The 23760-nt window shown below is 70.6% G+C and carries 19 protein-coding genes; 8 read left to right on the top strand and 11 right to left on the bottom strand.

Annotated features, from left to right (window positions below; translation table 11 throughout):
* The first annotated feature begins 168 nt into the window (after positions 1 to 168).
* A complete protein-coding gene (locus ACSHWO_RS26820) occupies positions 169 to 498 on the top strand; it encodes a ferredoxin (RefSeq protein WP_385836708.1) in 330 nt (109 codons plus the stop codon).
* A gap of 4 nt (positions 499 to 502) precedes the next feature.
* On the opposite strand, the gene ACSHWO_RS26815 is transcribed toward ACSHWO_RS26820, so the two are convergent.
* The 3 genes from ACSHWO_RS26815 to ACSHWO_RS26805 all read right to left on the bottom strand — a co-directional run bounded on the left by ACSHWO_RS26815 (position 503) and on the right by ACSHWO_RS26805 (position 3371).
* A complete protein-coding gene (locus ACSHWO_RS26815; RefSeq protein WP_438315684.1) occupies positions 503 to 1108 on the bottom strand; it encodes a hypothetical protein in 606 nt (201 codons plus the stop codon).
* Positions 1109 to 1307: 199 nt separating this feature from the next.
* Entirely contained in the window at positions 1308 to 2219 is a 912-nt protein-coding gene (locus ACSHWO_RS26810) for a tRNA (adenine-N1)-methyltransferase (RefSeq protein ID WP_361095999.1), read from the bottom strand.
* Between the two features lie 18 nt (positions 2220 to 2237).
* Positions 2238 to 3371, bottom strand: coding sequence for a site-2 protease family protein (locus ACSHWO_RS26805; protein WP_361096149.1), 1134 nt, complete (start codon positions 3369 to 3371; stop codon positions 2238 to 2240).
* A gap of 264 nt (positions 3372 to 3635) precedes the next feature.
* Between ACSHWO_RS26805 and ACSHWO_RS26800 the strand changes: the two genes are divergently transcribed.
* Positions 3636 to 4532 (top strand): RecB family exonuclease, encoded by an 897-nt coding sequence (locus ACSHWO_RS26800; protein ID WP_438319283.1) that lies wholly within the window; start codon positions 3636 to 3638, stop codon positions 4530 to 4532.
* A 64-nt stretch (positions 4533 to 4596) separates the two neighbouring features.
* Positions 4597 to 5271 carry a response regulator transcription factor gene (locus ACSHWO_RS26795; RefSeq protein ID WP_361095993.1) on the top strand — a complete coding sequence of 225 codons (675 nt, stop codon included), beginning with the start codon at positions 4597 to 4599 and terminating at the stop codon, positions 5269 to 5271.
* A gap of 92 nt (positions 5272 to 5363) precedes the next feature.
* On the opposite strand, the gene ACSHWO_RS26790 is transcribed toward ACSHWO_RS26795, so the two are convergent.
* From ACSHWO_RS26790 to metH, 4 genes are all read right to left on the bottom strand, one after another.
* On the bottom strand, positions 5364 to 6944 hold the full coding sequence (locus ACSHWO_RS26790; protein ID WP_438315680.1) for an ABC transporter substrate-binding protein: 1581 nt from the start codon (positions 6942 to 6944) through the stop codon (positions 5364 to 5366).
* Between the two features lie 68 nt (positions 6945 to 7012).
* Positions 7013 to 8617, bottom strand: coding sequence for an ABC transporter substrate-binding protein (locus ACSHWO_RS26785; protein WP_438315677.1), 1605 nt, complete (start codon positions 8615 to 8617; stop codon positions 7013 to 7015).
* Between the two features lie 481 nt (positions 8618 to 9098).
* On the bottom strand, positions 9099 to 9800 hold the full coding sequence (locus ACSHWO_RS26780; protein WP_361095985.1) for an HAD family hydrolase: 702 nt from the start codon (positions 9798 to 9800) through the stop codon (positions 9099 to 9101).
* Positions 9801 to 9913: 113 nt separating this feature from the next.
* Complete coding sequence (gene metH / locus ACSHWO_RS26775) at positions 9914 to 13426, bottom strand: methionine synthase (RefSeq protein ID WP_438315673.1); 3513 nt, start codon at positions 13424 to 13426, stop codon at positions 9914 to 9916.
* 252 nt (positions 13427 to 13678) lie between these two features.
* Here metH and ACSHWO_RS26770 point away from each other — a divergent pair, with 252 nt between their 5' ends.
* The 5 genes from ACSHWO_RS26770 (at position 13679) to ACSHWO_RS26750 (ending at position 19959) form a co-directional block, all read left to right on the top strand.
* Positions 13679 to 14446 (top strand): IclR family transcriptional regulator, encoded by a 768-nt coding sequence (locus tag ACSHWO_RS26770; protein WP_438315670.1) that lies wholly within the window; start codon positions 13679 to 13681, stop codon positions 14444 to 14446.
* 319 nt (positions 14447 to 14765) lie between these two features.
* Positions 14766 to 15548, top strand: coding sequence for an MIP/aquaporin family protein (locus ACSHWO_RS26765; RefSeq protein WP_361095976.1), 783 nt, complete (start codon positions 14766 to 14768; stop codon positions 15546 to 15548).
* Between the two features lie 79 nt (positions 15549 to 15627).
* Positions 15628 to 17154, top strand: a complete 1527-nt coding sequence (glpK, locus tag ACSHWO_RS26760; RefSeq protein ID WP_361095973.1) for a glycerol kinase GlpK — start codon at positions 15628 to 15630, stop codon at positions 17152 to 17154.
* A gap of 39 nt (positions 17155 to 17193) precedes the next feature.
* Entirely contained in the window at positions 17194 to 18801 is a 1608-nt protein-coding gene (locus ACSHWO_RS26755; RefSeq protein ID WP_385836784.1) for a glycerol-3-phosphate dehydrogenase/oxidase, read from the top strand.
* A 126-nt stretch (positions 18802 to 18927) separates the two neighbouring features.
* Positions 18928 to 19959, top strand: coding sequence for a PAC2 family protein (locus tag ACSHWO_RS26750; RefSeq protein WP_385836795.1), 1032 nt, complete (start codon positions 18928 to 18930; stop codon positions 19957 to 19959).
* A 123-nt stretch (positions 19960 to 20082) separates the two neighbouring features.
* Here ACSHWO_RS26750 and mshC read toward each other — a convergent pair whose 3' ends face one another.
* The 4 genes from mshC to ACSHWO_RS26730 form a co-directional block, all read right to left on the bottom strand.
* Positions 20083 to 21312: a cysteine--1-D-myo-inosityl 2-amino-2-deoxy-alpha-D-glucopyranoside ligase gene (mshC, locus tag ACSHWO_RS26745; protein ID WP_438315665.1), complete on the bottom strand. Its 1230-nt coding sequence runs from the start codon at positions 21310 to 21312 to the stop codon at positions 20083 to 20085.
* Between the two features lie 109 nt (positions 21313 to 21421).
* Complete coding sequence (locus tag ACSHWO_RS26740) at positions 21422 to 22279, bottom strand: SCO1664 family protein (protein WP_438315662.1); 858 nt, start codon at positions 22277 to 22279, stop codon at positions 21422 to 21424.
* Positions 22243 to 22833: a DUF3090 domain-containing protein gene (locus tag ACSHWO_RS26735; protein ID WP_361095959.1), complete on the bottom strand. Its 591-nt coding sequence runs from the start codon at positions 22831 to 22833 to the stop codon at positions 22243 to 22245. Before ACSHWO_RS26735 ends, ACSHWO_RS26740 begins: the two co-directional genes overlap by 37 nt.
* A gap of 119 nt (positions 22834 to 22952) precedes the next feature.
* Entirely contained in the window at positions 22953 to 23690 is a 738-nt protein-coding gene (locus ACSHWO_RS26730) for a histidine phosphatase family protein (protein ID WP_385836823.1), read from the bottom strand.
* Between the last annotated feature and the right edge of the window lie 70 nt (positions 23691 to 23760).

Raw genomic sequence — 23760 nt, 5'->3', positions numbered from 1 at the left:
CCGATCTTCACCCTTGCGTACTCCCTCACGCCAGGGGAATACCCACCCTTCAACATCGGAAAGCAGCCGGTTGTAAGGTCGAGGAGTTCAACACCCGTCAGCCTGGAAGCGACTTGCCGCCGGCACATGGCGGGAATCGGATCATTCAGGGCAGGAACGGCGGGAGATATGACCGTGCAGCAGGAGGCAACCGGCGGGGGCGCTGCCGACGGCGGGCAGGCCGGGGAGCCGCTGGAGGTCTGGATCGATCAGGACCTGTGCACCGGCGACGGGATCTGCGTGCAGTACGCGCCGGAGGTGTTTGAGCTGGACATCGACGGTCTGGCGTACGTGAAGGGCGCCGAGGACGAGTTGCTGGTGGAGCCGGGGGCGACGACCCGGGTTCCGTTGCCGCTGCTTCAGGACGTGGTGGATTCGGTGAAGGACTGCCCGGGTGACTGCATCCACGTGCGGCGGGTTGCGGACGGGGTCGAGGTCTACGGTCCCGACGCGGAGTGATGGTTCAAACACTCCCGGCGGAAGTCCGCGTCAGCTCCTGGCGGAATTTTCCGCCGCTCCAGCGCCACTTGGCGAGCTGCTCGACGTCGGGGCTGTAGCGGGGGACGTCGGGTGAGGAGTAGCCGAGGAGGCGTGCGGTGATGGTGCCGTCACGGATCGTGAGGTCGGTGGCGGTCTGTCGGCGTGTGGTGTCGAGGAGGGTGGCGACGACGCGGGGTGGGGCGCCGGCGGTGGGGTTCTGGGCGAGTACGTAGATGGCGTGGGGCGGGGTGCCGGATCCTGCGTCGCAGCGGACGGCGGCCACGGTCTCGGGGCGGTGGTCTCCGTCGAGGTCGCCCTGGGCGGTGGCGGTGACGGCTGTGGGGGCGCCTTTGCAGTCGAGGGGCCAGGTGACGGCGGCCGGGTCGGGGGCGTCGGCGGGTGCGGGAGCGGGTCGTGCGGCGGGCTCGGGGGTGGCGGGGCCGGCGGCGGTGGCCTCGGGTTGGAGGAGTCCCGCGCCGGCTATGACGGCGGCCATGGCGCAGGCGGTGGCGAGCCAGTGGAGGGGCCCGGTGTTGCTGTGGGCCGGGTTGTCGAGGGTGGGGGCCGGCGTGGCGGTGCGGTGCGGCACGCGGGGTGTCTCCTGTGCAGGCGGTGACGGTGACGGCGAGCCAGCATCGTGTCACACCTCACAGGAGGGTGGAACGGGTGGGTCGGTGGTCCGCCGCCCGTGCGCCCGGGCAACGTGAAGGCGCTGCGGTGCAGTTCCCGCGGGTGGCGGGGGAACTGCGCCGCAGCGCCTGTGTGTTGTACGTGGGCGGGGCCGTGGGTCAGCCGCGGTCGCCGGAGGCGGTGGGGCTGCTGCCCGGGCCTTCGTAGTCCTCGCCGTACGCGCCCTTGGCGGGGCGGCGGCGGCGCATCGGGGGCTCGACGCCGTCCGCGAGGCGGCGGGCGGTGACGAGGAAGCCGGTGTGTCCGATCATCCGGTGGTCGGGTCGGACGGCGAGGCCCTCGACGTGCCAGTTGCGGATCATCGATTCCCAGGGCTGCGGTTCGGCGAAGCAGCCGATCTCGCGGATGGACTCGACGGTCTTGGACAGCTGGGTGGTGGTGGCCACGTAGCAGCACAGGATGCCGCCGGGGACCAGGGCCTTGGAGACGGCTTCCAGGCATTCCCAGGGGGCGAGCATGTCGAGGATGACGCGGTCGACGTCGGTGTCGGACAGGTTGTCCTGGAGGTCGCCGACGGTGAGCTGCCATGCGGGGTGGGGGCCGCCGAAGTAGCGCTCGACGTTCTCCTGGGCGATCTGGGCGAAGTCCGCGCGGCGCTCGTAGCTGTGGAGCATGCCCTGGTCGCCGATGGCGCGCAGCAGGAAGCTGCTCAGGGAGCCGGAGCCCACTCCCGCTTCCACGACGCGTGCGCCGGGGAAGATGTCGGCGAAGGCCAGGATCTGGCCCGCGTCCTTGGGGTAGACCACGGCGGCGCCGCGGGGCATGGACAGGACGTAGTCGGGGAGCAGGGGGCGCAGCGCGAGGTACGCGACGTTTCCCGTGGTTCGGACAACACTGCCCTCGGGAGCGCCGATCAGCTCGTCGTGCGGGAAGGAACCCTTGTGGGTGTGGAAGTTCTTCCCGGCTTCGAGCGTGAACGTGTAGTGGCGTCCCTTGGGGTCGGTGAGCTGGACCTGGTCCCCGACCTTGAAGGGCCCGCGACGGCGGGCGGCACCGGTCGGTTCGGACATGTGACCAGTGTATTGGCTTCAGGGGCGGGGCCGTGCCATGGCCTTCACGAAGGCCTTTTCGACGTCGAGGGTGGACAGGACGCCGTAGACGTGGCCGCTGGTTTCGAGAACGAGGTATTCGGTGGCGGGGGTGGCGCGGAGGTGGTCGAGGAGTTCTTCGCCGGTGAGCTCCGCGGAAACCTTCATGCCGTCGGTGAGGTCTTGGGCGAGGGTGTCGACGGCGACCCAGGGGCGGCGGTGTTCGGGGACGGAGGCGATGGCGCTTTCGCGGACGATGGCGGTGGGTTCGCCGTGGCCGTCGACGATGACGATGGCGCGGGCGCCGTAGGCGTTGGCGCGGCGCAGGGCTTCGGAGAGGGGGGTGGTGTTCTCGACGGGGACGGCGCGGCGGGTGAGGGTGCGGGCGCGGAGTTCGGGGAGGTGTTCGCGCAGGCGGGCCATGCGCAGGCTGTTGCCGGCGCCGGTCCAGATGATGGCGGCGAGGATGGCGGCGAGGAGGGCGTCCATGACGGTGCTCATGCCGCCGATCTCGTCGCCGGGGGTGCCGAGGAGTCCGGTGTGGGTGATGAGGGGGAGGCCGAGGAGGACGGCGATGGCGAGGGCGCGGCCGACCCAGGCGGCGGCGATGGTGCCGGTCATGGGTTTGCCGGTGATGCCCCAGATGACGGCGCGGAGCATGCGGCCGCCGTCGAGGGGGAGGCCGGGGAGGAGGTTGAAGGCGGCGACGAGGAGGTTGGAGATCATGAGGCCGGCGAGGAGGACGCCGGGGACGGTGGCGGGGTCGACGGCGTTCATGCCGAGGTAGAAGGCACCGGCGAGGAGGAGGGAGAGGAGGGGGCCGACGAAGGCGAGGACGAATTCGCGGCCGGGGGTTTCGGATTCCTTCTCGATTTCGGAGACGCCGCCGAAGAACTGGAGCTGGATGCGCCGTACGGGGAGGTGGAAGCGGAGGGCGGCGACGGTGTGGGCGAGCTCGTGGACGAGGACGGAGGCGTAGAAGGCGACGGCGAAGAAGAGGGAGACGAGGTAGCGGGCGGGGCCGAGGTCGGGGAGGACGCGGTCGAGCTGGTCGCCGAAGACCCAGGTGATGAGGGCGGCGACGAGGAACCAGCTGGGCGAGACGTAGACGGGCACGCCGAAGGGGCGGCCCATGAGGATGCCGCCGCCCGGTCCGGGGCGTTTGCCCGGGCGATGGCCGGTCTCGTCGGTGTCTGCCACTGCTGTCCTTCGTTCGGTGCTGTCCGGCGTTGGTGGGGCCGGTGGTCTTCCCAGTGTGGTTCACGGGCCGTCCGGCGGGTCGGGCCGGGGCTGCGCGGTAGCGCGGCGTGATGCTCCGATCATGCAGTGCGAGGGGGCCCGGCGTCGATGGTATGCGCGTGGCTGTCCGTGGCGGGTCGTAGGGTTTTGTGCATGACGATGAGCCCCGGTTCCCTTTCCGGCGCCTCGGATGCCGATGTGGCACCGGGCGCGGCGGTACCCGTTTCGCTGTCGCCTTCGCGGGCGAGCGATTTCATGCAGTGTCCGCTGTTGTACCGGTTTCGGGTGATCGACAGGTTGCCGGAGAAGCCGAGTGCGGCGGCGACGCGGGGGACGCTGGTGCATGCGGTGCTGGAGCGGTTGTTCGATGCTCCGGCGCAGGAGCGGACGGCGGTGCGGGCGAGGGCGCTGGTGCCGGGGCAGTGGGAGCGGCTGCTGGAGGCGAAGCCGGAGCTGTCGGAGTTGTTTCCGGGTGGGGACGAGGGGGCGGGGCTGGCGCGTTGGCTGTCGGAGGCCGAGGCGTTGGTGGAGCGGTGGTTCACGTTGGAGGACCCGACGCGGCTGGAGCCGGTGGAGCGGGAGTTCTTCGTGGAGGCGGAGCTGGAGTCGGGGCTGCGGTTGCGGGGGATCATCGACCGGGTGGACGTGGCGGCGTCGGGTGAGGTGCGGATCGTCGACTACAAGACGGGCAAGGCGCCGCGGCCGGAGTACGCCGAGGGTGCGTTGTTCCAGATGAAGTTCTACGCGTTGGTGGTGTGGCGGCTGAAGCGGGTGGTGCCGCGGCGGCTGCAGCTGGTGTATCTGGGCAGTGGTGACGTGTTGACGTACGACCCGGTGATGGCGGACCTGGAGCGGGTGGAGCGCAAGCTGCTGGCGCTGTGGGAGGCGATCAAGGAGGCGACGGCGACGGGTGACTGGCGGCCGCGGCCGACGAAGCTGTGCGGTTGGTGTGATCACCGGGCGGTGTGTCCGGAGTTCGGGGGTACTCCTCCGGTGTATCCGCTGCCGGTGGTGCCGCGTCAGGGGGTCGGTGGGGCGCGTCCGGCGGAATCCTGATCATCCGATCAGGGCAGAATGGGGGCGTCCTGCCGAGTGGCCTTACGAATCAGAGGTGTCCCCCGTGGCGATCCGCGTCCTCCTGGTCGATGACCAGCCGTTGCTGCGCACCGGCTTCCGGATGATCTTGGAGGCGGAGCAGGACCTGGCGGTGGTCGGGGAGGCCGGGGACGGTGTGCAGGCGCTGGAGCAGGTGCGGGCGTTGCAGCCGGACGTGGTGCTGATGGACATCCGGATGCCGCGGATGGACGGGGTGGAGGCGACTCGGCAGATCACCGGGCCGGGGCGGGACGGTCCGGCGAAGGTGCTGGTGCTGACCACCTTCGATCTCGACGAGTACGTGGTGCAGGCGCTGCGTGCGGGGGCGAGCGGTTTCCTGTTGAAGGATGCGCCGGCGCATGAGTTGGTGCAGGCGATCCGGGTGGTGGCCGGTGGTGAGGCGATGCTCGCGCCGAGCATCACGCGGCGGTTGTTGGACAAGTACGCGGAGCACCTGCCGTCGGGCGAGGAGCGGGTCCCGGACACGCTCGGTTCGCTGACGGAGCGTGAGGTCGAGGTGTTGAAGCTGGTGGCGCGGGGGTTGTCGAACGCGGAGATCGCGGCGGACCTGTTCGTGAGTGAGACCACGGTGAAGACGCACGTGGGGCACGTGTTGACGAAGTTGGGGTTGCGCGACCGGGTGCAGGCGGCGGTGTACGCGTACGAGAGCGGTCTGGTGCGGCCGGGCGCTGCGCAGTAGTGCCGCGGGCCGGCGTGCCCGGTGCGGAACGGGACCGGCCCGTGCCGCCTCCGGTGGGAGGTGGCACGGGCCGGTTCGTGTGCGTGGGGCTGTCAGCCCTTGGCGATCTCCCAGAAGCGGAAGACGGTGGAGGCGTCGAGCGACCACTGCAGGCCGGTGACGTTCTGGCGGGTCACCGCGTACTGCTTGCTCTGCCACAGCGGCAGGAGCGGGATCTCGTCGGCGACGATGTCCTGCAGGCGGGTGTAGTCGGGGGTGGCCGCGGTGCGGTCGGACTTGGAGGCGGTCGCCGGGATGATCGTCCCGGTGATCTCCTTGTTGTCGTAGTTGTTGCGCAGGACGCTGTCCGGTCCGAAGAACGGCTGCGTGAAGTTGTCGGCGTCGGGGAAGTCGGGGACCCAGCCGCGGACGTACACGCCGTACTTGCCGGCGTCGATGTCCTTCTCGTACTGGTCGTACTCGACGGACTTGACCTCGGCGTCGAACAGGCCGCTGTCGTTGAGCTGCTTGGCGATCAGCTGCATTTCCTGGTCGGTGGCCGGACCGTAGCGGGCGGGCGTCGAGTACAGGTTGAGCTTCACCTTGTCCTTGATGCCGGCGGCACGCAGGACGGCCTCGGCCTTCTTCGGCTGGGGGCTGCCGCCGTAGCGGTCGAAGAAGGCGGTGGTGTGGGAGCCGATGCCGGCCGGGATGACCGAGTACAGCGAGGTCGCGGTGCCCTCGTAGACGTCCTTGACGAGCGCTTCGCGGTCGACGAGGTAGGCGATGGCCTTGCGGACGGGGAGCTTGCCGACGACCTCGTCCTTCATGTTGAAGACGAGGTGCTGGACCTCGGCGCCGGTGCCCTGGACGACCTCGACGCTGTTGTTGCCGGTCTTGGTGGAGGACAGGCTGGCGATGTCCTTGGCGGCGAGGCCGCGGAAGGCGAAGTCGACGTCGCCGCTCTCCAGGACCTTCCTCAGGGCGGCCTGGTCGTGGTTGAAGAACTTCAGCGTGACGCCGGTGTTCTTGGCCTTGGCCTTGCCGGTGTAGGCCTCGTTGACCGAGAAGTTGGCGCTCTTCTCGTTCATGGAGTCGAGCTTGTAGACGCCGGAGCCGATGGCCTTGTTGTCCGTGCGGAGCTTGTCGGCCGGGTACTCGCTGCTGTCGACGATGGAGCCCGCACCCGAGGCGATCTTGCTGGGGAAGGTCGCGTCGGAGGTCTTGAGGCGGAAGACGACGGTCTTGTCGTCGGGGGTGTCGATGCCGGCGATCGACGACAGCATGACGGCGGGGCCGTTCGGGTCGTTGATCTTCAGCGTGCGCTCGAAGGAGAACTTGACGTCCTTCGAGGTGAGGGGGTGGCCGTTGCTGAACTTCAGGCCGGCCCGCAGGGTGCACTTGAACACCTTGCTGTCGGCGCCCTCGAAGTTGCAGGCCTGGGCGGCGTCGGGCTCCGGAGTCGTGCCGCCCTTGGGGAAGCTCAGCAGCGACTGGAAGACGTTGTTGAAGAGCAGCCAGGAGCCCGGGTCGTAACCGGATGCGGGGTCGGTGGACTTCACCTTGTCGGATATTCCCATGACCACGCCCTTGCCGCCCTCGGCGGCGGGGCCATCGGTCGAACCGCAACCGCTGAGCAGCGCGGCGGCGGTGGCTGCGCCGAGCGGGGCTGCCAACCACTGGTTACGTCTCATCGCACGAACGTCCTTCTTGCTGAATCGTTGCGCCGGCCAGCGACACCCGCCGCCGGTTGCTGTGCTTCTCAGCCGCTGACACCGCGGCCGAGTTCCCACAGCTGGAGGTCGGAGATGGCGTTGACCGACCACTCCACTCCGGTGATCCCGTCGCGCGCGGCGACGTACTGCTTGCCCTGCCACAGGGGCAGGACGGGCACGTCCTCGGCGACGATGTCCTGCATCTCCGAGATCGCGGGGCCGGCGACGTTGCGGTCGACGGCCTTGCGGGACTCGGGGATGAGCTTGGTGCGCACCGTGCTGTTGGCGTACGGCGTGCCCAGGAAGTTGTCCTCGCCCAGGAAGGGGGCGAGGAAGTTGTCGGGGTCCGCGTAGTCGGGGAACCAGCCGAGCCCGTAGGCGGCGTAGTCGCCCTTCTTCTGCGCGGGGCGGAAGTCGTTCCAGTCGGAGCCCTGGACGGTGATGTCGAACAGCTGGGTGGAGTTCAGCTGGTTCTTCAGGGCCTCGAACTCGTTGGCCGTGCCGTCGCCGTAGTGGTCCTTGGTGTAGTTCAGCGTCAGCTTGACCGGGGTCTTGATGCCGGCGTCCTTGAGCAGGGCAGCGGCCTTGGCGGTGTTGGCCTCGCCGTACTTGTTGCGGAACGAGTTGACGTGGCCGGCGACGGAGGAGGGGACCAGGGAGTACAGCGGCTGGGCGGACTTGCCGTAGACCTTGGAGATGACGGCGTTGCGGTCGACGGCGGCGGCGAGGGCCTGCCGTACGGCCTTGTCCTTGACGGCCGGGGCCTCGGTGTTGAAGCCGATGTAGCGGATCTCCAGGCCGGGCATCTGGGTCAGCTTGACGCCCTTGGGCGGGTTCGCGGAGAACTCGGTGATCTGGGCGGGCGACAGGGTGCGCGAGATCATGTGGATGCGCCCGTCGGTGAGCGCCTTGCCCATGGCGGTGGAGTCGTCGAAGGTGCGCAGTTCGACCTTGTCGTTCTGCAGCTTGAGGTCGCCCTTGTAGTGCGGGTTCTTGGTGAACACGGCGCGGACGAGGTGGTCGCCCTTGACTTCGGCCTTCATCGTGTACGGGCCGGAGCCGTCGACGGCGAAGCCGCCGCGCAGCTTCTTGGCGTCGTAGTTCTTCTCGCTGAGGATGCCGGCGGCGGGCGTGGAGAGCTTGTGCGGGAAGGTCGCGTCGGGGGCGTTCAGGTGGAACACGACCGTGTCGGCGCTCTTGACCTCGACGGTGTCGATGGTGGACAGCAGCGAGGAGGGGCCGTTCTCGGCGTTGATGGCGCGGACGCGGTCGATGGAGAACTTGACGTCCTTGGCGGTGAGGGGCTCGCCGTCGGCGAACTTCAGGCCGGGACGCAGGGTGCAGCGGTAGCTCTCGTTGCCGTTGTCGGTGAAGCGGCAGTCGGACGCCGCTTCGGGGACGGGCTGGCCGCCGCCGCGGGGGGTGTGCATCAGGGTCTGGACGGTCTGCCGCAGGACGTTCCAGGTGCTGGCGTCGTAGGCGTACGCCGGGTCGAACGGTGCGGGGGCGTAGTCGGCCGCCTCGTACCGGTCGGTGGTGCCGACGACGATCGCTCCGGTTCCTGCTCCTCCGCCCGTGGCGCTGCCGCATGCGGCGAGCGCGGGCGTGAGCAGTCCGGCCGCGGCCGTCAGCACCAGGGTCTTGCGGTTCATGCTGGAAGTACTCCCTTGACCGGCACTTGTTCAAAGCGGCGTAAAGGGCACCTCGCGACGGTCGCCCGTTCAGGGCGGAACGATCGGGCCGGTTTTATGACGATCGGTCCACGCAATCCCGACACAGGGGTATGCGTCCGGGAGTGCTGCGGTGTGGCGGAGTGCCCGCGTCGACATTAGTGGGCTATGAGGGGATGGCTTGAACTGGCAGGACTTGGGGTGTAATCGCACGGTGATGGGAGCGGACTGCCTGTCAGTGCCGGGGGCGTCCCAGATGGGGTCAGGAGATCACCAATCCGGACACAAGGGAACCTTGCCGAGCCCCGGGACAGGTCGGTCGGGGGCGTTTCGGGTGACGAAGGTCACCCGGCCCGGGCGCCACGGAAAGGATGGGATTCCGGCCGCCCGGCCATGGAACGAAAGATCGTTCCGCGGGCGGTGGCGCCAGGTCCGGCCCGCTCGGAGACGGAGCGTGTGCGGGTCAGTTCATCGGTGTGATGAGGGCCCGGAGGAAGGCCAGGTCCACGTCCTCCAGGGAGCGGACCACGGTGCGCCCGGGGGCGGGGGCGATGAGGCCGACCGAGGGGACGGCGATGACGCGGCAGCCGGCCGCCTCCGCGGCCGCGACGCCGGTGGCGGTGTCCTCGATGACGGCGCAGCGCGAGGGGTGGGCGCCGAGGGTGCGGGCGGCCAGCAGGTAGGGGTCCGGGTGCGGCTTGGTGCGCGGCACCTCGTCGCCGGCCACGGTCGTGGTGAAGCGCTCGGGGCCGAGGGAGCCCAGGATCCGGTCGATGACCCGCCGGTGGGAGGCGGAGACGAGAGCCGTGGGCACGTTGTGCCGGGCCAGCTCGGACAGGAGCCGCTCGGCGCCCGGCATGAGCGGCACCTGGTCGGCGATCCGGGCCTCGAAGCGCTCGTTGAGCAGGACGCTCAGTTCGGCCAGGTCGACGGTCACCCCGGTGGCCTCGATCAGGAAGCCCAGGCTCCGGCTCATCGGGCCGCCGACGACGACGTCCCGCCAGGACTCCTCCAGTCGGTGGCCCAGCTCGGCGAAGACGTCCACTTCGGCGTCCCACCAGAAGCCCTCGGTGTCGACCAGCGTCCCGTCCATGTCGAGCAGCACCGCCTGCAGGGCCGACCCGTCGGCCGTACGGGCGATGGAGACGGGAACGGTACTGGTCATGCGCACACCTCGCGGAAGGGACGAGAAGGCCGGTCGCCTCTTCCCGCGCGGGGCTACCCCCGGGGAACAGGCGACCGGCCTGTATGGGGCCGACCAGTGTACGTCCAACTGCCTCAGCGTGCGTTGAAATACTTCGCTTCGGGGTGGTGGATGACGATCGCGTCGGTGGACTGCTCCGGGTGGAGCTGGAACTCCTCCGACAGGAGGACCCCGATCCGCTCGGGCCGGAGCAGGTCGGCGATCTTCGCCCGGTCCTCCAGGTCCGGGCAGGCACCGTAGCCGAGCGAGAAGCGGGCGCCGCGGTACTTCAGGGCGAACATGTCCTCGACGTCGGCCGGGTCCTCCCCGCCGAAGCCGAGCTCGGCGCGGACCCGGGCGTGCCAGTACTCGGCGAGGGCCTCGGCGAGCTGGACGGACAGGCCGTGCAGTTCCAGGTAGTCGCGGTAGGAGTCGGTCTCGAACAGCTTGGCGGTGGCCTCGCCGATCTTCGAGCCGACGGTGACGACCTGCAGGCCGACGACGTCCCTCTCGCCGGACTCCTCCGGGCGGAAGAAGTCCGCCAGGCACAGCCGCCGGCCTCGGCGCTGGCGCGGGAAGGTGAACCGGGTCCGTTCGTTGCCCTGCTCGTCGAGGATGATCAGGTCCTCGCCCTTGGAGACGCAGGGGAAGTAGCCGTAGACCACGGCCGCTTCCAGCAGGTTCTGCGTGTGGAGCGTGTCCAGCAGGCCGCGCAGCCGGGGCCGGCCCTCGGTCTCGACGAGCTCCTCGTAGCCGGGCCCGCCGGCACGGGCCTGCTTCAGGCCCCACTGGCCCTTGAACAGGGCGCCCTCGTCCAGCCAGGACGCGTAGTCCTTGAGCGGGATGCCCTTGACGACCCTGGTCCCCCAGAACGGCGGCGTGGGCACCGGGTTGTCGACCGCGACGTCCGAGCGGCCGCCGGGCTCCTCCGCCTCGTCGCTCTGCAGCAGGGGGGCGGCGCGCTGGGCGACGCGGCGCTGCTTGAGTTCGGGCAGGGTCGCGCCCGGGACGCCGCGCTTCACGGCGATCAGGGCGTCCATCAGGCGCAGGCCCTCGAAGGCGTCGCGGGCGTAGCGGACCTCGCCGTCGTAGATCTCGTGGAGGTCCTGTTCGACGTAGGCGCGGGTGAGCGCGGCGCCGCCGAGGATGACCGGGTAGGCGGCGGCCAGCTTGCGCTGGTTGAGCTCCTCCAGGTTCTCCTTCATGATCACCGTGGACTTCACCAGCAGCCCGGACATGCCGATCACGTCCGCGTTGTGTTCCTGCGCCGCCTCCACGATCGCGGAAACCGGCTGCTTGATGCCGATGTTGACCACGTTGTAGCCGTTGTTCGACAAGATGATGTCGACCAGGTTCTTGCCGATGTCGTGCACGTCGCCGCGGACGGTGGCCAGGACGATGGTGCCCTTGCCCTCCGCGTCCGACTTCTCCATGTGCGGCTCCAGATGGGCCACCGCCGTCTTCATCACCTCGGCCGACTGCAACACGAACGGCAGCTGCATCTGCCCGGACCCGAACAACTCGCCGACGACCTTCATGCCCTCCAGCAGCGTGTCGTTGACGATGTCCAGGGCGGGACGGGTCTGCAGGGCCTCGTCGAGGTCCGCCTCCAGGCCGTTCTTCTCGCCGTCGATGATCCGCCTCTGGAGCCGCTCCTCCAGCGGCAGCGCCAGGAGCTCCTCGGCGCGCCCGGCCTTGAGTGACTTCGTGTTGACGCCCTCGAAGAGGGCCATCAGCTTCTGCAGCGGGTCGTAGCCCTCGGAGCGCCGGTCGTAGATCAGGTCCAGGGCGGTGGAGACCTGCTCCTCGTCGAACCGGGCGATCGGCAGGATCTTCGACGCGTGCACGATCGCCGAGTCCAGACCCGCCTTGACGCACTCGTCCAGGAAGACCGAGTTGAGCAGGACACGGGCGGCCGGGTTCAGACCGAAGGAGATGTTCGACAGGCCGAGCGTGGTCTGGACATCCGGGTGCCGGCGCTTCAGCTCCCGGATCGCCTCGATGGTGGCGATGCCGTCGCCGCGGGACTCCTCCTGGCCGGTGCAGATGGTGAAGGTGAGGGTGTCGATGAGGATGTCGGACTCGCCGATCCCCCAGTTCTCCGTCAGGTCCGCGATCAGCCGCTCCGCGACGGCCACCTTGTGTTCGACGGTACGGGCCTGGCCCTCCTCGTCGATCGTCAGCGCGATCAGCGCCGCACCGTGCTCCTGCGCCAACCGGGTGACCTTCGCGAATCGGGAATCGGGGCCGTCACCGTCCTCGTAGTTGACCGAGTTGATGACCGCACGCCCACCCAGTTTCTCCAGACCCGCCCGGATGACCTCCACCTCGGTCGAGTCCAACACGATCGGCAGGGTCGAGGCGGTCGCGAACCGACCCGCCAGCTCCTCCATGTCCGCGACACCGTCACGGCCGACGTAGTCCACGCACAGGTCGAGCATGTGCGCGCCCTCGCGGATCTGGTCGCGGGCCATCTCCACACAGTCGTCCCACCGGCCCTCCAACATGGCCTCGCGGAACTTCTTCGACCCGTTCGCGTTCGTCCGCTCACCGATCGCCATGTACGAGGTGTCCTGACGGAACGGCACCGTCTGGTACAGGGACGACGCGCCCGGCTCCGGCCGCGGCTCCCGCACCGCCGGAGCCAGCCCGCGCACCCGCTCCACGACCTGCCGCAGGTGCTCCGGTGTCGTACCGCAGCACCCGCCCACCAGCGACAGCCCGTACTCGCGGACGAAGGTCTCCTGGGCGTCCGCCAGCTCCGGAGCGGTCAGCGGATAGTGCGCGCCGTCCTTGGTGAGGACCGGCAGGCCCGCGTTCGGCATGCAGGAGAGGGGGATGCGGGCGTTGCGGGCCAGGTAGCGCAGGTGCTCGCTCATCTCGGCCGGGCCGGTGGCGCAGTTCAGGCCGATCATGTCGATGCCCAGCGGCTCCAGCGAGGTCAGCGCCGCACCGATCTCGGAGCCCAGCAGCATCGTCCCGGTGGTCTCCACCGTGACGGAGCAGATCAGCGGGACCGACACCCCGAGCGCCTCCATGGCGCGCCGGGCGCCGATGACGGAGGCCTTGGTCTGGAGGAGGTCCTGGGTGGTCTCCACCAGCAGCGCGTCCGCCCCGCCGGACAGCAGGCCCTCGGCGTTGGTCTGGTAGGCGTCGCGGATCGCGTCGTACGGGATGTGGCCGAGGGTCGGCAGTTTCGTGCCCGGGCCCATGGAGCCGAGGACCCAGCGCTGCCGGCCGGTCTCCGCGGTGAACCGGTCGGCCACCTCGCGGGCCACCAGGGCGCCGGCCTCGGACAGCTCGAAGTTGCGTTCGGGGATGTCGTACTCGCCCAGTGCGGTGAAGTTCGCGCCGAAGGTGTTGGTCTCGACGCAGTCCACGCCGACCGCGAAGTAGGCCTCGTGCACCGAGCGCACGATGTCGGGCCGGGTCACGTTCAGGACCTCGTTGCAGCCCTCCAGCTGCTGGAAGTCCTCAAGGGTGGGCTCCTGCGCCTGGAGCATCGTTCCCATGGCCCCGTCGGCGACGACCACGCGGGTCGCGAGCGCCTCTCGGAGGGCATCGGCCCGGGTCTGGGTGTCTGCGGGCGGGTTCGGCAACGAGGCCATGAGAGCTCCCTGGGATGCGACGGCTGTCGGCTTTGCACCCTTGCTGTGTCAAGGGTGCACGCGGTCAGGGTAACCGCGCCTTCGCAACCCCGGTGAGGGCGTCCCACGTGGCGGACTGCATCCTGTGCCGGGGAGTCGGTCGGGTGTGCCCCGGGCGGCCTCGGCTTGAACATATGGCCAACCATGCGCAAGGTCGACATGGGCCGATAGTGTTCAGCATTGTCGAACTTCGTCAGCAGGAGGCTGCGCACCATGGCACGGAACATCCAGTCGCTCGAACGAGCCGCTGCGATGCTGCGGCTCCTTGCCGGCGGTGAGCGCCGCCTCGGCCTGTCGGACATCGCGAGCGCCCTGGGGCTGGCCAAGGGCACGGCGCACGGCATCCTGCGCACGCTCCAGGCCGAGGGCTTCGTCGAGCAGGACCCGGCGTCCGGCCGCTACCAGCTGGGCGCGGAGCTGCTGCGCCTGGGCAACAGCTACCTGGACGTGCACGAGCTGCGCGCGCGGGCGCTGGTGTGGACGGACGACCTGGCCCGGGCGAGCGGCGAGAGCGTGTACGTGGGCGTGCTGCACAAGAGCGGGGTGCTGATCATGCACCACGTCTTCCGCCCCGACGACAGCCGCCAGGTGCTGGAGGTGGGGGCCATGCAGCCGCTGCACTCCACGGCGCTGGGCAAGGTGCTGTCGGCGTACGACCCGGTCGCCCACACCGAGGCCCTGGAGGCCGAGCGCGAGGCGTTCACGCCGCGCACGGTCACGGACGGGGCGGGCTTCGAAGAGGTGCTGGACCTGACCCGGGCGCGCGGCTGGGCCTCGGACGTCGAGGAGACCTGGGAGGGCGTCGCCTCGGTGGCTGCGCCCATCCACGACCGCCGCCGGATGCCGGTGGGCGCGGTGGCGGTGGCCGGTGCGGTGGAGCGGGTCTGCGGGGAGTCCGGGGAGCCGCGGGCGAGCCTGGTGGCGTCGGTGCGCGACTGCGCGCGGGCGGTTTCCCGCGACCTCGGCGCGGGCCGGTTCTAGCCCCTCACCCATACGTTCTCGGCCACTCCATGGCCGTTTTCTGCCGTCTTGCTGGCATATATCGGCCATTGGATGGCTTGTTTCGATCTACCGCACGGCGTGGTAACGATCCGACACATTGGCCTGGCCAACCCTTGACGCGTTCTTCACCTGGGCGAAAAACTGCCGTTCATCGGTCGGCATTGTCGAACACCTACCGGCAATACGCGCTAGGGTGGGACAAGGCCAAGGACCGGTGAACCACTCACCGAGTGCGCGCACGCGGGCCGGGACGACCCCGTGTCCGCGCACCCCTGGACGTAAGACAAAGGAGTCGCGGGTGTCCAGCTCCGACATCTTCCTCGGCGAGACCATCGGTACCGCCCTGCTCACCCTGCTCGGCGGTGGTGTCTGCGCCGCCGTGACCCTCAAGAGCTCCAAGGCCCGCAACGCAGGCTGGCTCTCGATCACCTTCGGCTGGGGTTTCGCCGTACTGATCGCCGCCTACGTCTCCGCCCCGCTCTCCGGTGCACACCTCAACCCGGCGGTCACCGTCGGCCTCGCAGTCAAGAACGGCGACTGGAGCGACACTCCGGTCTACTTCGCCGGCCAGCTCCTCGGCGCCATGCTCGGCGCCGTCCTGATGTGGGTCACCTACTACGGCCAGTTCGCCGCCCACCTGGCGGACCCGGAGCACATACGTGACGCCAAGCTCGGCCCGGAGGACCCCCACCCGCACGACGTCGCCGGCCCGGTCCTCGGGATCTTCTCCACCGGCCCCGAGATCCGCAACGTGGTCCAGAACCTGGCCACCGAGATCATCGGCACGGCCGTCCTGGTCCTGGCGATCCTGACCCAGGGCCTGCAGGACGACGGCAAGGGCCTCGGCGTCATCGGCGTCCTCATCACCTCCTTCGTCGTCGTCGGCATCGGCCTCTCCCTCGGCGGCCCGACCGGCTACGCCATCAACCCGGTCCGCGACCTCGGTCCGCGTATCGTCCACGCCCTGCTCCCGCTGCCCAACAAGGGCGGCTCCGACTGGGGTTACTCCTGGATCCCGGTGGTCGGCCCGCTCGTCGGCGCCGTCATCGCCGGCGGTCTGTACAACGTCGCGTTCGCCTGATCAGCACGGCCCCGCGCTCGTAAGATCCGCACCGCCCACCTGATTCCGCACTCTTCATAGACCTGCCAGGAGCAGCCACATGACCAGCAGCACCGGCCCGTTCATCGCCGCCATCGACCAGGGCACCACCTCCTCCCGCTGCATCGTCTTCGACCGCGACGGCCGCATCGTCGCCGTCGACCAGAAGGAGCACGAGCAGATCTTCCCGAAGCCGGGCTGGGTCGAGCACGACGCCAAGGAGATCTGGGTCAACGTCCAGGAGGTGGTCGCCGGCGCCATCGCCAAGGCCGAGATCACCGCCGCCGACGTCAAGGCGATCGGCATCACCAACCAGCGCGAGACCACCGTCCTGTGGGACAGGAACACCGGCGAGCCGGTGCACAACGCGCTGGTCTGGCAGGACACCCGCACCGACGCCCTGTGCAAGGAGCTCGGCCGCAACGTCGGCCAGGACCGCTTCCGCCGCGAGACGGGCCTGCCGCTCGCCTCGTACTTCGCGGGCCCGAAGGTCCGCTGGCTGCTCGACAACGTCGAGGGCCTGCGGGAGCGCGCCGAAGCCGGCGACATCCTCTTCGGCACCATGGACTCCTGGGTCATCTGGAACCTGACCGGCGGCGCCGAGGGCGGCGTGCACGTCACCGACGTCACCAACGCCTCCCGCACGATGCTCATGAACCTGCACACGCTCGCCTGGGACGAGCGCATCGCGGAGTCCATGGACGTCCCGCTGAACGTCCTCCCCGAGATCAGGTCCTCCGCCGAGGTCTACGGCCACGTCAAGGACGGCGTCCTCGCCGGCGTCCCCGTCGCCTCGGCGCTCGGCGACCAGCAGGCCGCCCTCTTCGGCCAGACCTGCTTCGCCGAGGGCGAGGCCAAGTCCACCTACGGCACCGGAACGTTCATGCTGATGAACACCGGCGACAAGGTCATCAACTCCTACAGCGGCCTGCTGACCACGGTCGGCTACCAGATCGGCGACCAGAAGCCGGTCTACGCCCTGGAGGGCTCCATCGCCGTCACCGGCTCGCTCGTCCAGTGGATGCGCGACCAGATGGGCCTGATCAAGTCCGCGGCCGAGATCGAGACCCTGGCCTCCTCCGTCGAGGACAACGGCGGCGCCTACTTCGTGCCCGCCTTCTCCGGCCTGTTCGCCCCGTACTGGCGCTCCGACGCCCGCGGTGTGATCGCCGGCCTCACGCGGTACGTCACGAAGGCGCACATCGCCCGTGCCGTCCTGGAGGCCACCGCCTGGCAGACCCGCGAGATCACCGACGCCATGACCAAGGACTCGGGCGTCGAGCTGACGGCCCTCAAGGTCGACGGCGGCATGACCTCCAACAACCTGCTGATGCAGACGCTCTCCGACTTCCTGGACGCCCCCGTGGTCCGTCCGATGGTCGCCGAGACCACCTGCCTCGGCGCCGCCTACGCCGCCGGCCTCGCCGTCGGCTTCTGGCCGGACACCGACGCCCTGCGCGCCAACTGGCGCCGCGCGGCCGAGTGGACCCCGCGGATGCCCGCCGACCAGCGGGACCGCGAGTACAAGAACTGGCTCAAGGCCGTCGAGCGGTCCATGGGCTGGATCGACGAGGAAAACGCCGGCTGACCGCACCAGCCGACGAACCGATGAGGAGCTGAAGAGATCATGAGCACCCTGCAGAGCGTCCCCGCCCTGGGAACGCACCCGACCGCCGGCTCGAACGCGAGCCGCGCCGAGACCCGTGAGCAGCTGTCGAAGGCCACGTACGACCTGCTGGTCATCGGCGGCGGAATCCTGGGCACCTCGGTGGCCTGGCACGCCGCGCAGTCGGGTCTGCGGGTGGCCATGGTGGACGCCGGCGACTTCGCCGGCGCCACCTCCTCCGCCTCCTCCAAGCTCGTCCACGGCGGCCTGCGCTACCTGCAGACCGGCGCGGTCAAGCTGGTGGCCGAGAACCACCACGAGCGGCGGGTGCTGGCCAAGGACGTGGCCCCGCACCTGGTCAACCCGCTCACCTTCTACCTGCCGGTCTACAAGGGCGGTCCGGTGGGTGCGGCCAAGCTGGGCGCGGGCGTCTTCGCCTACTCCGCCCTCTCGGCCTTCGGCGACGGCATGGGCAAGGTCATATCCCCCGCCCGTGCCGTCGCCGACAACCCCGGTCTGAGGACGGACAACCTCAAGGCCGTCGCGGTCTACTACGACCACCAGATGAACGACTCCCGCGTCGCCGTCATGACGGTCCGCGCGGCCGTCGAGTCCGGTGCGGTCGTCCTCAACCACGCCGAGGTCACCGGCCTGCGCATGACGCGCGGCCGGGTCTCCGGTGCCGAGCTCAAGGACCGCCTCGACGGCACCGAGTTCGGCGTCGACGCCCGCGTCGTGCTCAACGCCACCGGCCCGTGGGTGGACCACCTGCGGCGCATGGAGGACAAGCACGCGCTGCCGTCGATCCGCCTCTCCAAGGGCGCGCACATCGTCATGAAGCGCAAGTCGCCGTGGAAGGCCGCCATGGCCACCCCGATCGACAAGTACCGCATCACCTTCGCCCTGCCGTGGGAGGACCAGCTGCTGCTGGGCACCACCGACGAGGTGTACGAGGGCGACCCGGCGGACGTCCGCGCCACCGAGAAGGACATCCAGCAGATCCTGGACGAGGCCGCCTTCTCCGTGAAGGACGCCGACCTGGACCGCTCCCTGATGACGTACGCCTTCGCCGGCCTGCGCGTGCTGCCCGGCGGCCCCGGCGGTGTCGAGAAGGCCAAGCGCGAGACGGTCGTCTCCGAGGGTGCCGGCGGCATGCTGTCGGTGGCCGGCGGCAAGTGGACCACGTACCGCCACATCGGCCGCGTGGTCATGGACAAGCTGGCCAAGCTCCCGGGCAGCCCGCTGACCGACGACATGGAGCCGGTGAAGTCGCTGGTCCGCCGGGTCCCGCTGCCCGGTGTCGCCAACCCCAACGCGGTCGCGCACCGCCTGCTCGTCGACCGCGAACCCGGCGCCCGCATGGACCCGCTGACCGCCCGCCACCTGGCCTCCCACTACGGCTCGCTCGCCTTCGACATCGCCCGCCTGGCGAACGAGGACCCGTCGCTGGCCGAGCGGATCCACCCGGACGGCCCGGAGATCTGGGCGCAGGTCGCCTACGCCCGCGACTTCGAGTGGGCCGAGACCGTCGACGACGTGCTCCGCCGCCGCACCACGGTGACCATCCGCGGTCTGGACGACGACGCGGTCCGCGGCCGCGTCGAGGAGATGCTGGGCCGCAAGGCATAGCCTCCGGCAAGGTGGGGAAGAGGGGCGGTTCCGAGGGGAACCGCCCCTCTGTCGTGGGCTGTGGCCGCCGTCCCCACAAGGCTTAGGCTGGCCCACGTACACAAGGAACTTGGGAAGGAGACCTGGGTGATCGAGCTTGAGGGCGTGCCCGAGCTGATCGACCCGGTCATGGTGGCCGCGTTCGAGGGCTGGAACGACGCGGGTGACGCGGCCTCCGGTGCGGTCGCGCACCTGGACCGGGAGTGGAAGGGAGAGGTCTTCGCGGCGCTCGACGCCGAGGACTACTACGACTTCCAGGTCAACCGGCCGACGGTGTGGCTGGACAACGGGGTACGGAAGATCACCTGGCCGACGACGCGGCTGTCCGTCGTGCGCATCGGCGGCGCGAACCCGCGCGACCTCGTGCTCGTACGGGGCATCGAACCGTCGATGCGGTGGCGGTCGTTCTGCAACGAACTCCTCGGCTTCGCCCACGAACTGGGCGTCGAGATGGTGGTCATCCTCGGCGCCCTGCTCGGTGACACCCCGCACACCCGCCCGGTGCCGGTCAGCGGGGTCACCTCCGATCCCGACCTGGCGCGCACCATGCACCTGGAGGAGACCAAGTACGAGGGGCCGACCGGCATCGTCGGCATCCTCCAGGAGGCCTGCACCCACGCCGGGGTCCCCGCCGTGTCCCTGTGGGCGGCGGTCCCCCACTACGTCTCCCAGCCGCCCAACCCGAAGGCCACGCTCGCCCTGCTGAACCGGCTGGAGGACCTCCTCGACCTGCGGATCCCGCTCGGCGAGCTGCCCGAGGACGCGCGGGCCTGGCAGCTGGGGGTGGACCAACTGGCCGCGGAGGACAGCGAGGTCGCCGAGTACGTGCAGACGCTGGAGGAGGCGCGGGACACCGCGGACCTGCCGGAGGCGTCCGGGGACGCCATCGCCCGGGAGTTCGAGCGGTACCTGCGGAGGCGGGATCCGGGCACCGAGCCGGGGCCCGGCGGGGCCGCGGGGGACGGGTCGTACCTGCGGGACACCTCGTCCGGGCGGACGCGGCCGCCGCGGCGGGCCGCGGACCCGGACCGCGGTCCGGACCCCGAGTCCGGGTCCGGACCGGGACAGGAGCCGGGCGACGACGACACCACGGGCCCCGGGGAGCCACCCCAGCCGTAGGGGCGCCGGGGCGATGGCGCCGGGGCGGTCCGGCCCCGCCGGCGTGGGACGCGGGGTCGGGGCCGCGGAGCGTCCGGGCGCAGCCCGTCCGGCCTCTGCGGCCGGCGGCTGCGCCCGGGGGTGTTACAGGGCCACGCCGAGGAGGGCGTCCACCGTGCGGGTGACCAGACCCGGGGCCGCGGTGTCGGTGCCGTCCGTGGCGTTCTGGGCGTCGACCCAGCGGTCGACGGCCGCGAGCGCCGCCGGCGCGTCCAGGTCGTCGGCGAGGGCCGCGCGGACCTCCTCGACCAGCGCGTCGGCCGGAATGCCGTCCGGGCGGGACACGGCCGCGCGCCAGCGCGCCAGGCGGGCCTCCGCCTCCGCGAGGACCCCGTCCGTCCACTCCCAGTCAGAGCGGTAGTGGTGCGCCAGCAGGGCCAGGCGGATCGCCGCCGGGTCGACGCCGGCCCGCCGCAGGGCGGAGACGAAGACCAGGTTGCCCTTGGACTTCGACATCTTCTCGCCGTGCAGCGCGACCATGCCCGCGTGCACGTACGCCTTGGCCATCGGGAACTCGCCGGTCAGGACCTGCGCGTGCGAGGCGCCCATCTCGTGGTGCGGGAACGCCAGGTCGGATCCGCCGCCCTGGATGTCGAAGCCCATGCCCAGGTGGTCCAGGGCGATGGCCACGCACTCGATGTGCCAGCCGGGGCGGCCCCGGCCGAGGGAGCCGCCGTCCCAGCTGGGCTCGCCCGGCCGCGCGGCCATCCACAGCATCGGGTCGAGCGGGTTCTTCTTGCCCGGGCGGTCCGGGTCCCCGCCGCGCTCCGCGGACAGCAGGCGCATGGCCTCCGCGTCGAGGTTCGACACGCCGCCGAAGTGGGTGTCGGACTCCACCGAGAAGTAGACGTCCCCGTCCAGCTCGTACGCCGCGCCCGCGTCCCGCAGCCGCTCCACCAGCGGCACGATGCCCGGTATGGCCTCGACGGCGCCGATGTAGTGCTGCGGCGGCAGGATCCGCAGGGCGGTCATGTCCTCGCGGAACAGGGCCGTCTCGCGCTCCGCGAGCTCGGTCCAGTCGTGGCCGTCGCGCAGGGCCCGCTCCAGGAGGGGGTCGTCGACGTCCGTGACGTTCTGTACGTAGTGAACCTGCCGCTTGGTGTCGAGCCACACGCGCTGAACGAGGTCGAACGCGTTGTAGGTCGCCGCATGACCGATGTGGGTCGCGTCGTACGGGGTGATGCCGCAGACGTAGATGCGGGCGACGGGCCCGGGGTCGAGGGTGATCTTCCCCTGGGTCGCGGTGTCGTGGATCTGGAGGTCGCGGCCCTTACCAGGAAGGGCGGGGACCTCAGAAGCGGGCCAGGCATGCATGTGTCGAGCCTAACCGGACGCCTGTTCCTCGAACGAACCGGACCGCACTGTTGGCCGAATAGGCACTCTTGCGGTCCCACGCGGGCTGTGCATGCCGGGTCCGGCCTGCTCAGACGGGGGGCCAGGGGATCGCCGGCCACTGCCCGGAGGGCTCGGGGTGGACGCCCGTGCGCCGCAGACGGGACACGCGGGCCCGCACGGCGGCCAGCTCGGCGGGTGTGATCAGTTCGGCCAGCCGGGTGGCGAGCCGGCCCCCGGCCGCGAGCTGCCGCTCCAGGCCGGTCAGCACCTCGCGCGCCTCGTCCGTCAGCGGTTCGCCGGCCCAGCCCCACAGCAGGGTGCGCAGCTTGTCCTCCACGTGGAAGGTCACGCCGTGGTCGATGCCGTAGAGGCGGCCGTCGGGTGCGGCCAGCAGGTGGCCGCCCTTGCGGTCGCCGTTGTTGATCACGGCGTCGAGGACGGCGAGGCGGCGCAGCCGGGGGTCGTCGGCGTGGACGAGGAGCGCGGTGCGGCCCTCGCCGACGTCGGCGAGGGCGACCGGCTTCCAGCCCTCGCCCGCCTCCTCGCCCTCGACCAGGGCCAGCAGCCCGTCCGCCCCGGTGGCCCCGTCGGCCCCGTCGGCCCCGTCAGCCGCTATCCACTGCTGGACCATGCCCTCCCCGTACGGCCCGTCGCGCAGCACCGTCGGCGGCACCAGGCCCCAGCCGGTGGCCTCGGAGACCAGGTAGGCGGCGACCTCCCGGCGGGCGAGGTTGCCGTCGGGGAAGTCCCACAGCGGGCGCTCGCCCTTGACCGGCTTGTACACGCAGTCGGCGCGTACGCCCCCGTACTCCACCGTGCACAGCAGCACGGCGTTCGACGCGCCGGAGATCCGGCCGACGACCGTCAGCTCGCCCTTGGCGAGCAGCTCTTCCCGCTCCCCCGTGGTGTTCACACCTGGCGCCGGTAGCCGTTCTGGCGCGGGCACACGTGCCCCTCGGGGTCGAGCGGAAGGCTGCACAGCGGGCACGGCGGCCGGCCGGCGTTGACCACGTCCAGGGCCCGCTTGGCGAAGGCCCGGGCCTGGGCGCCGGTGAGGCGGACCCGCAGCATCGGCGGGCCGTTCTCCTCGTCCTGGAGGAGCCGCTCCTCGGCCTCGGCGAGGTCCTCCTCGGAGTCGGCGTCGAGTTCCACCAGCGCCTGGGCCTCGACGATCATCCGCTGGTGTTCACCGTCCCAGGCGAGGGCCATGGTCCCGACGCGGAACTCCTCCTCGACGGGGACGTCCAGGGGGGCCGTGTCGGCTGCCTCGGCGGGGGCCACGGCCGGGACCGGGGCATTGCCGCCGGTGCGCCGTACGACCTCGTCCAGCAGTTCGTCCATCCGCTCGGCGAGCGCCGCGACCTGGGTCTTCTCCAGGGAGACGCTGGTGGTGCGGTGGCCGGCGGAGGCCTGCAGGAAGAACGTACGGCGTCCCGGCAGACCGACCGTGCCGGCCACGAAGCGGTCCGGCGGGTCGTAGAGGAACACCTGACGGGGCACGTCCAGTCTCCAAGTCTGGGGGTCCCCCCGGACGGAGTCTGGGGAGGCGGGGCGGGGCGCACGGGCAGGGGCGGGTTCACGCCCATGTGTTGGCCCATCCACCCTACTGCGCCGTTCGATCACGCCGCTCCCGCGCCGCCGCCCACGACGGCGTTCCCCCCGTCCTCGGTGGCCGCTTCGAAGGTCTCCGTGTCGGCCGCGGCCGCGTCGGGTTCCCGGGCGGGGCGCGGGGCGAGCGAGCCGAAGTCGCCGGTGTCGCCGAGCCGGAGCAGGAACGGCCGGCTGGGCGTGTAGCGGACGGCGGTGACCGAGCAGGGGTCGACGTGGAGCCGCTGGAACAGGTCCAGGTGCATGCCGAGGGCGTCCGCCACCAGGGCCTTGATGATGTCCCCGTGCGAGCACATCAGGAAGACGGCGTCGCTGCCGTGCTCCTCCTCGATCCGGGCGTTCCACTCCCGTACGCAGTCCACGGCGCGTGCCTGCATGGTGCGCAGCGACTCGCCGCCGGGGAAGACCGCGGCCGACGGATGGTGCTGGACGATCTTCATCAGGGGTTCGTCGGCGAGTTCGGACAGCTTGCGGTTCGACCAGTCCCCGTAGTGGCATTCGCCGATCCGCTCGTCGGTGTGCAGCGGCAGGTCCGGGCGCGCGGCGAGCAGCGGCGCGAGGGTCTCCCGGCAGCGCTGGAGCGGGCTGGTGACGGCGGCGGCGAGGGGCACCGCGGCCAGTCGTTCGGGGAGGGCCGCGGCCTGTTCGGCGCCGCGCCGGTCGAGGGCCACGCCGGGCGTCCATCCGGCGAGCAGCCCTGCGGTGTTGGCGGTGGACCGCCCGTGTCGTACGAGGATCAGCGTGGCCATGGCGCCAAGAGTAGGCCCTGGCGTGCGGGAACAGGACGGGGACGGCGGGGCCCGGATGCGGGTCCGGCGC

Source organism: Streptomyces pallidus (ex Mingjun et al. 2026) (genome assembly GCF_051550185.1).
In the GTDB taxonomy this organism is placed as follows: Bacteria; Actinomycetota; Actinomycetes; order Streptomycetales; family Streptomycetaceae; genus Streptomyces.
This window is presented reverse-complemented; position numbering and strand designations above follow the sequence as displayed.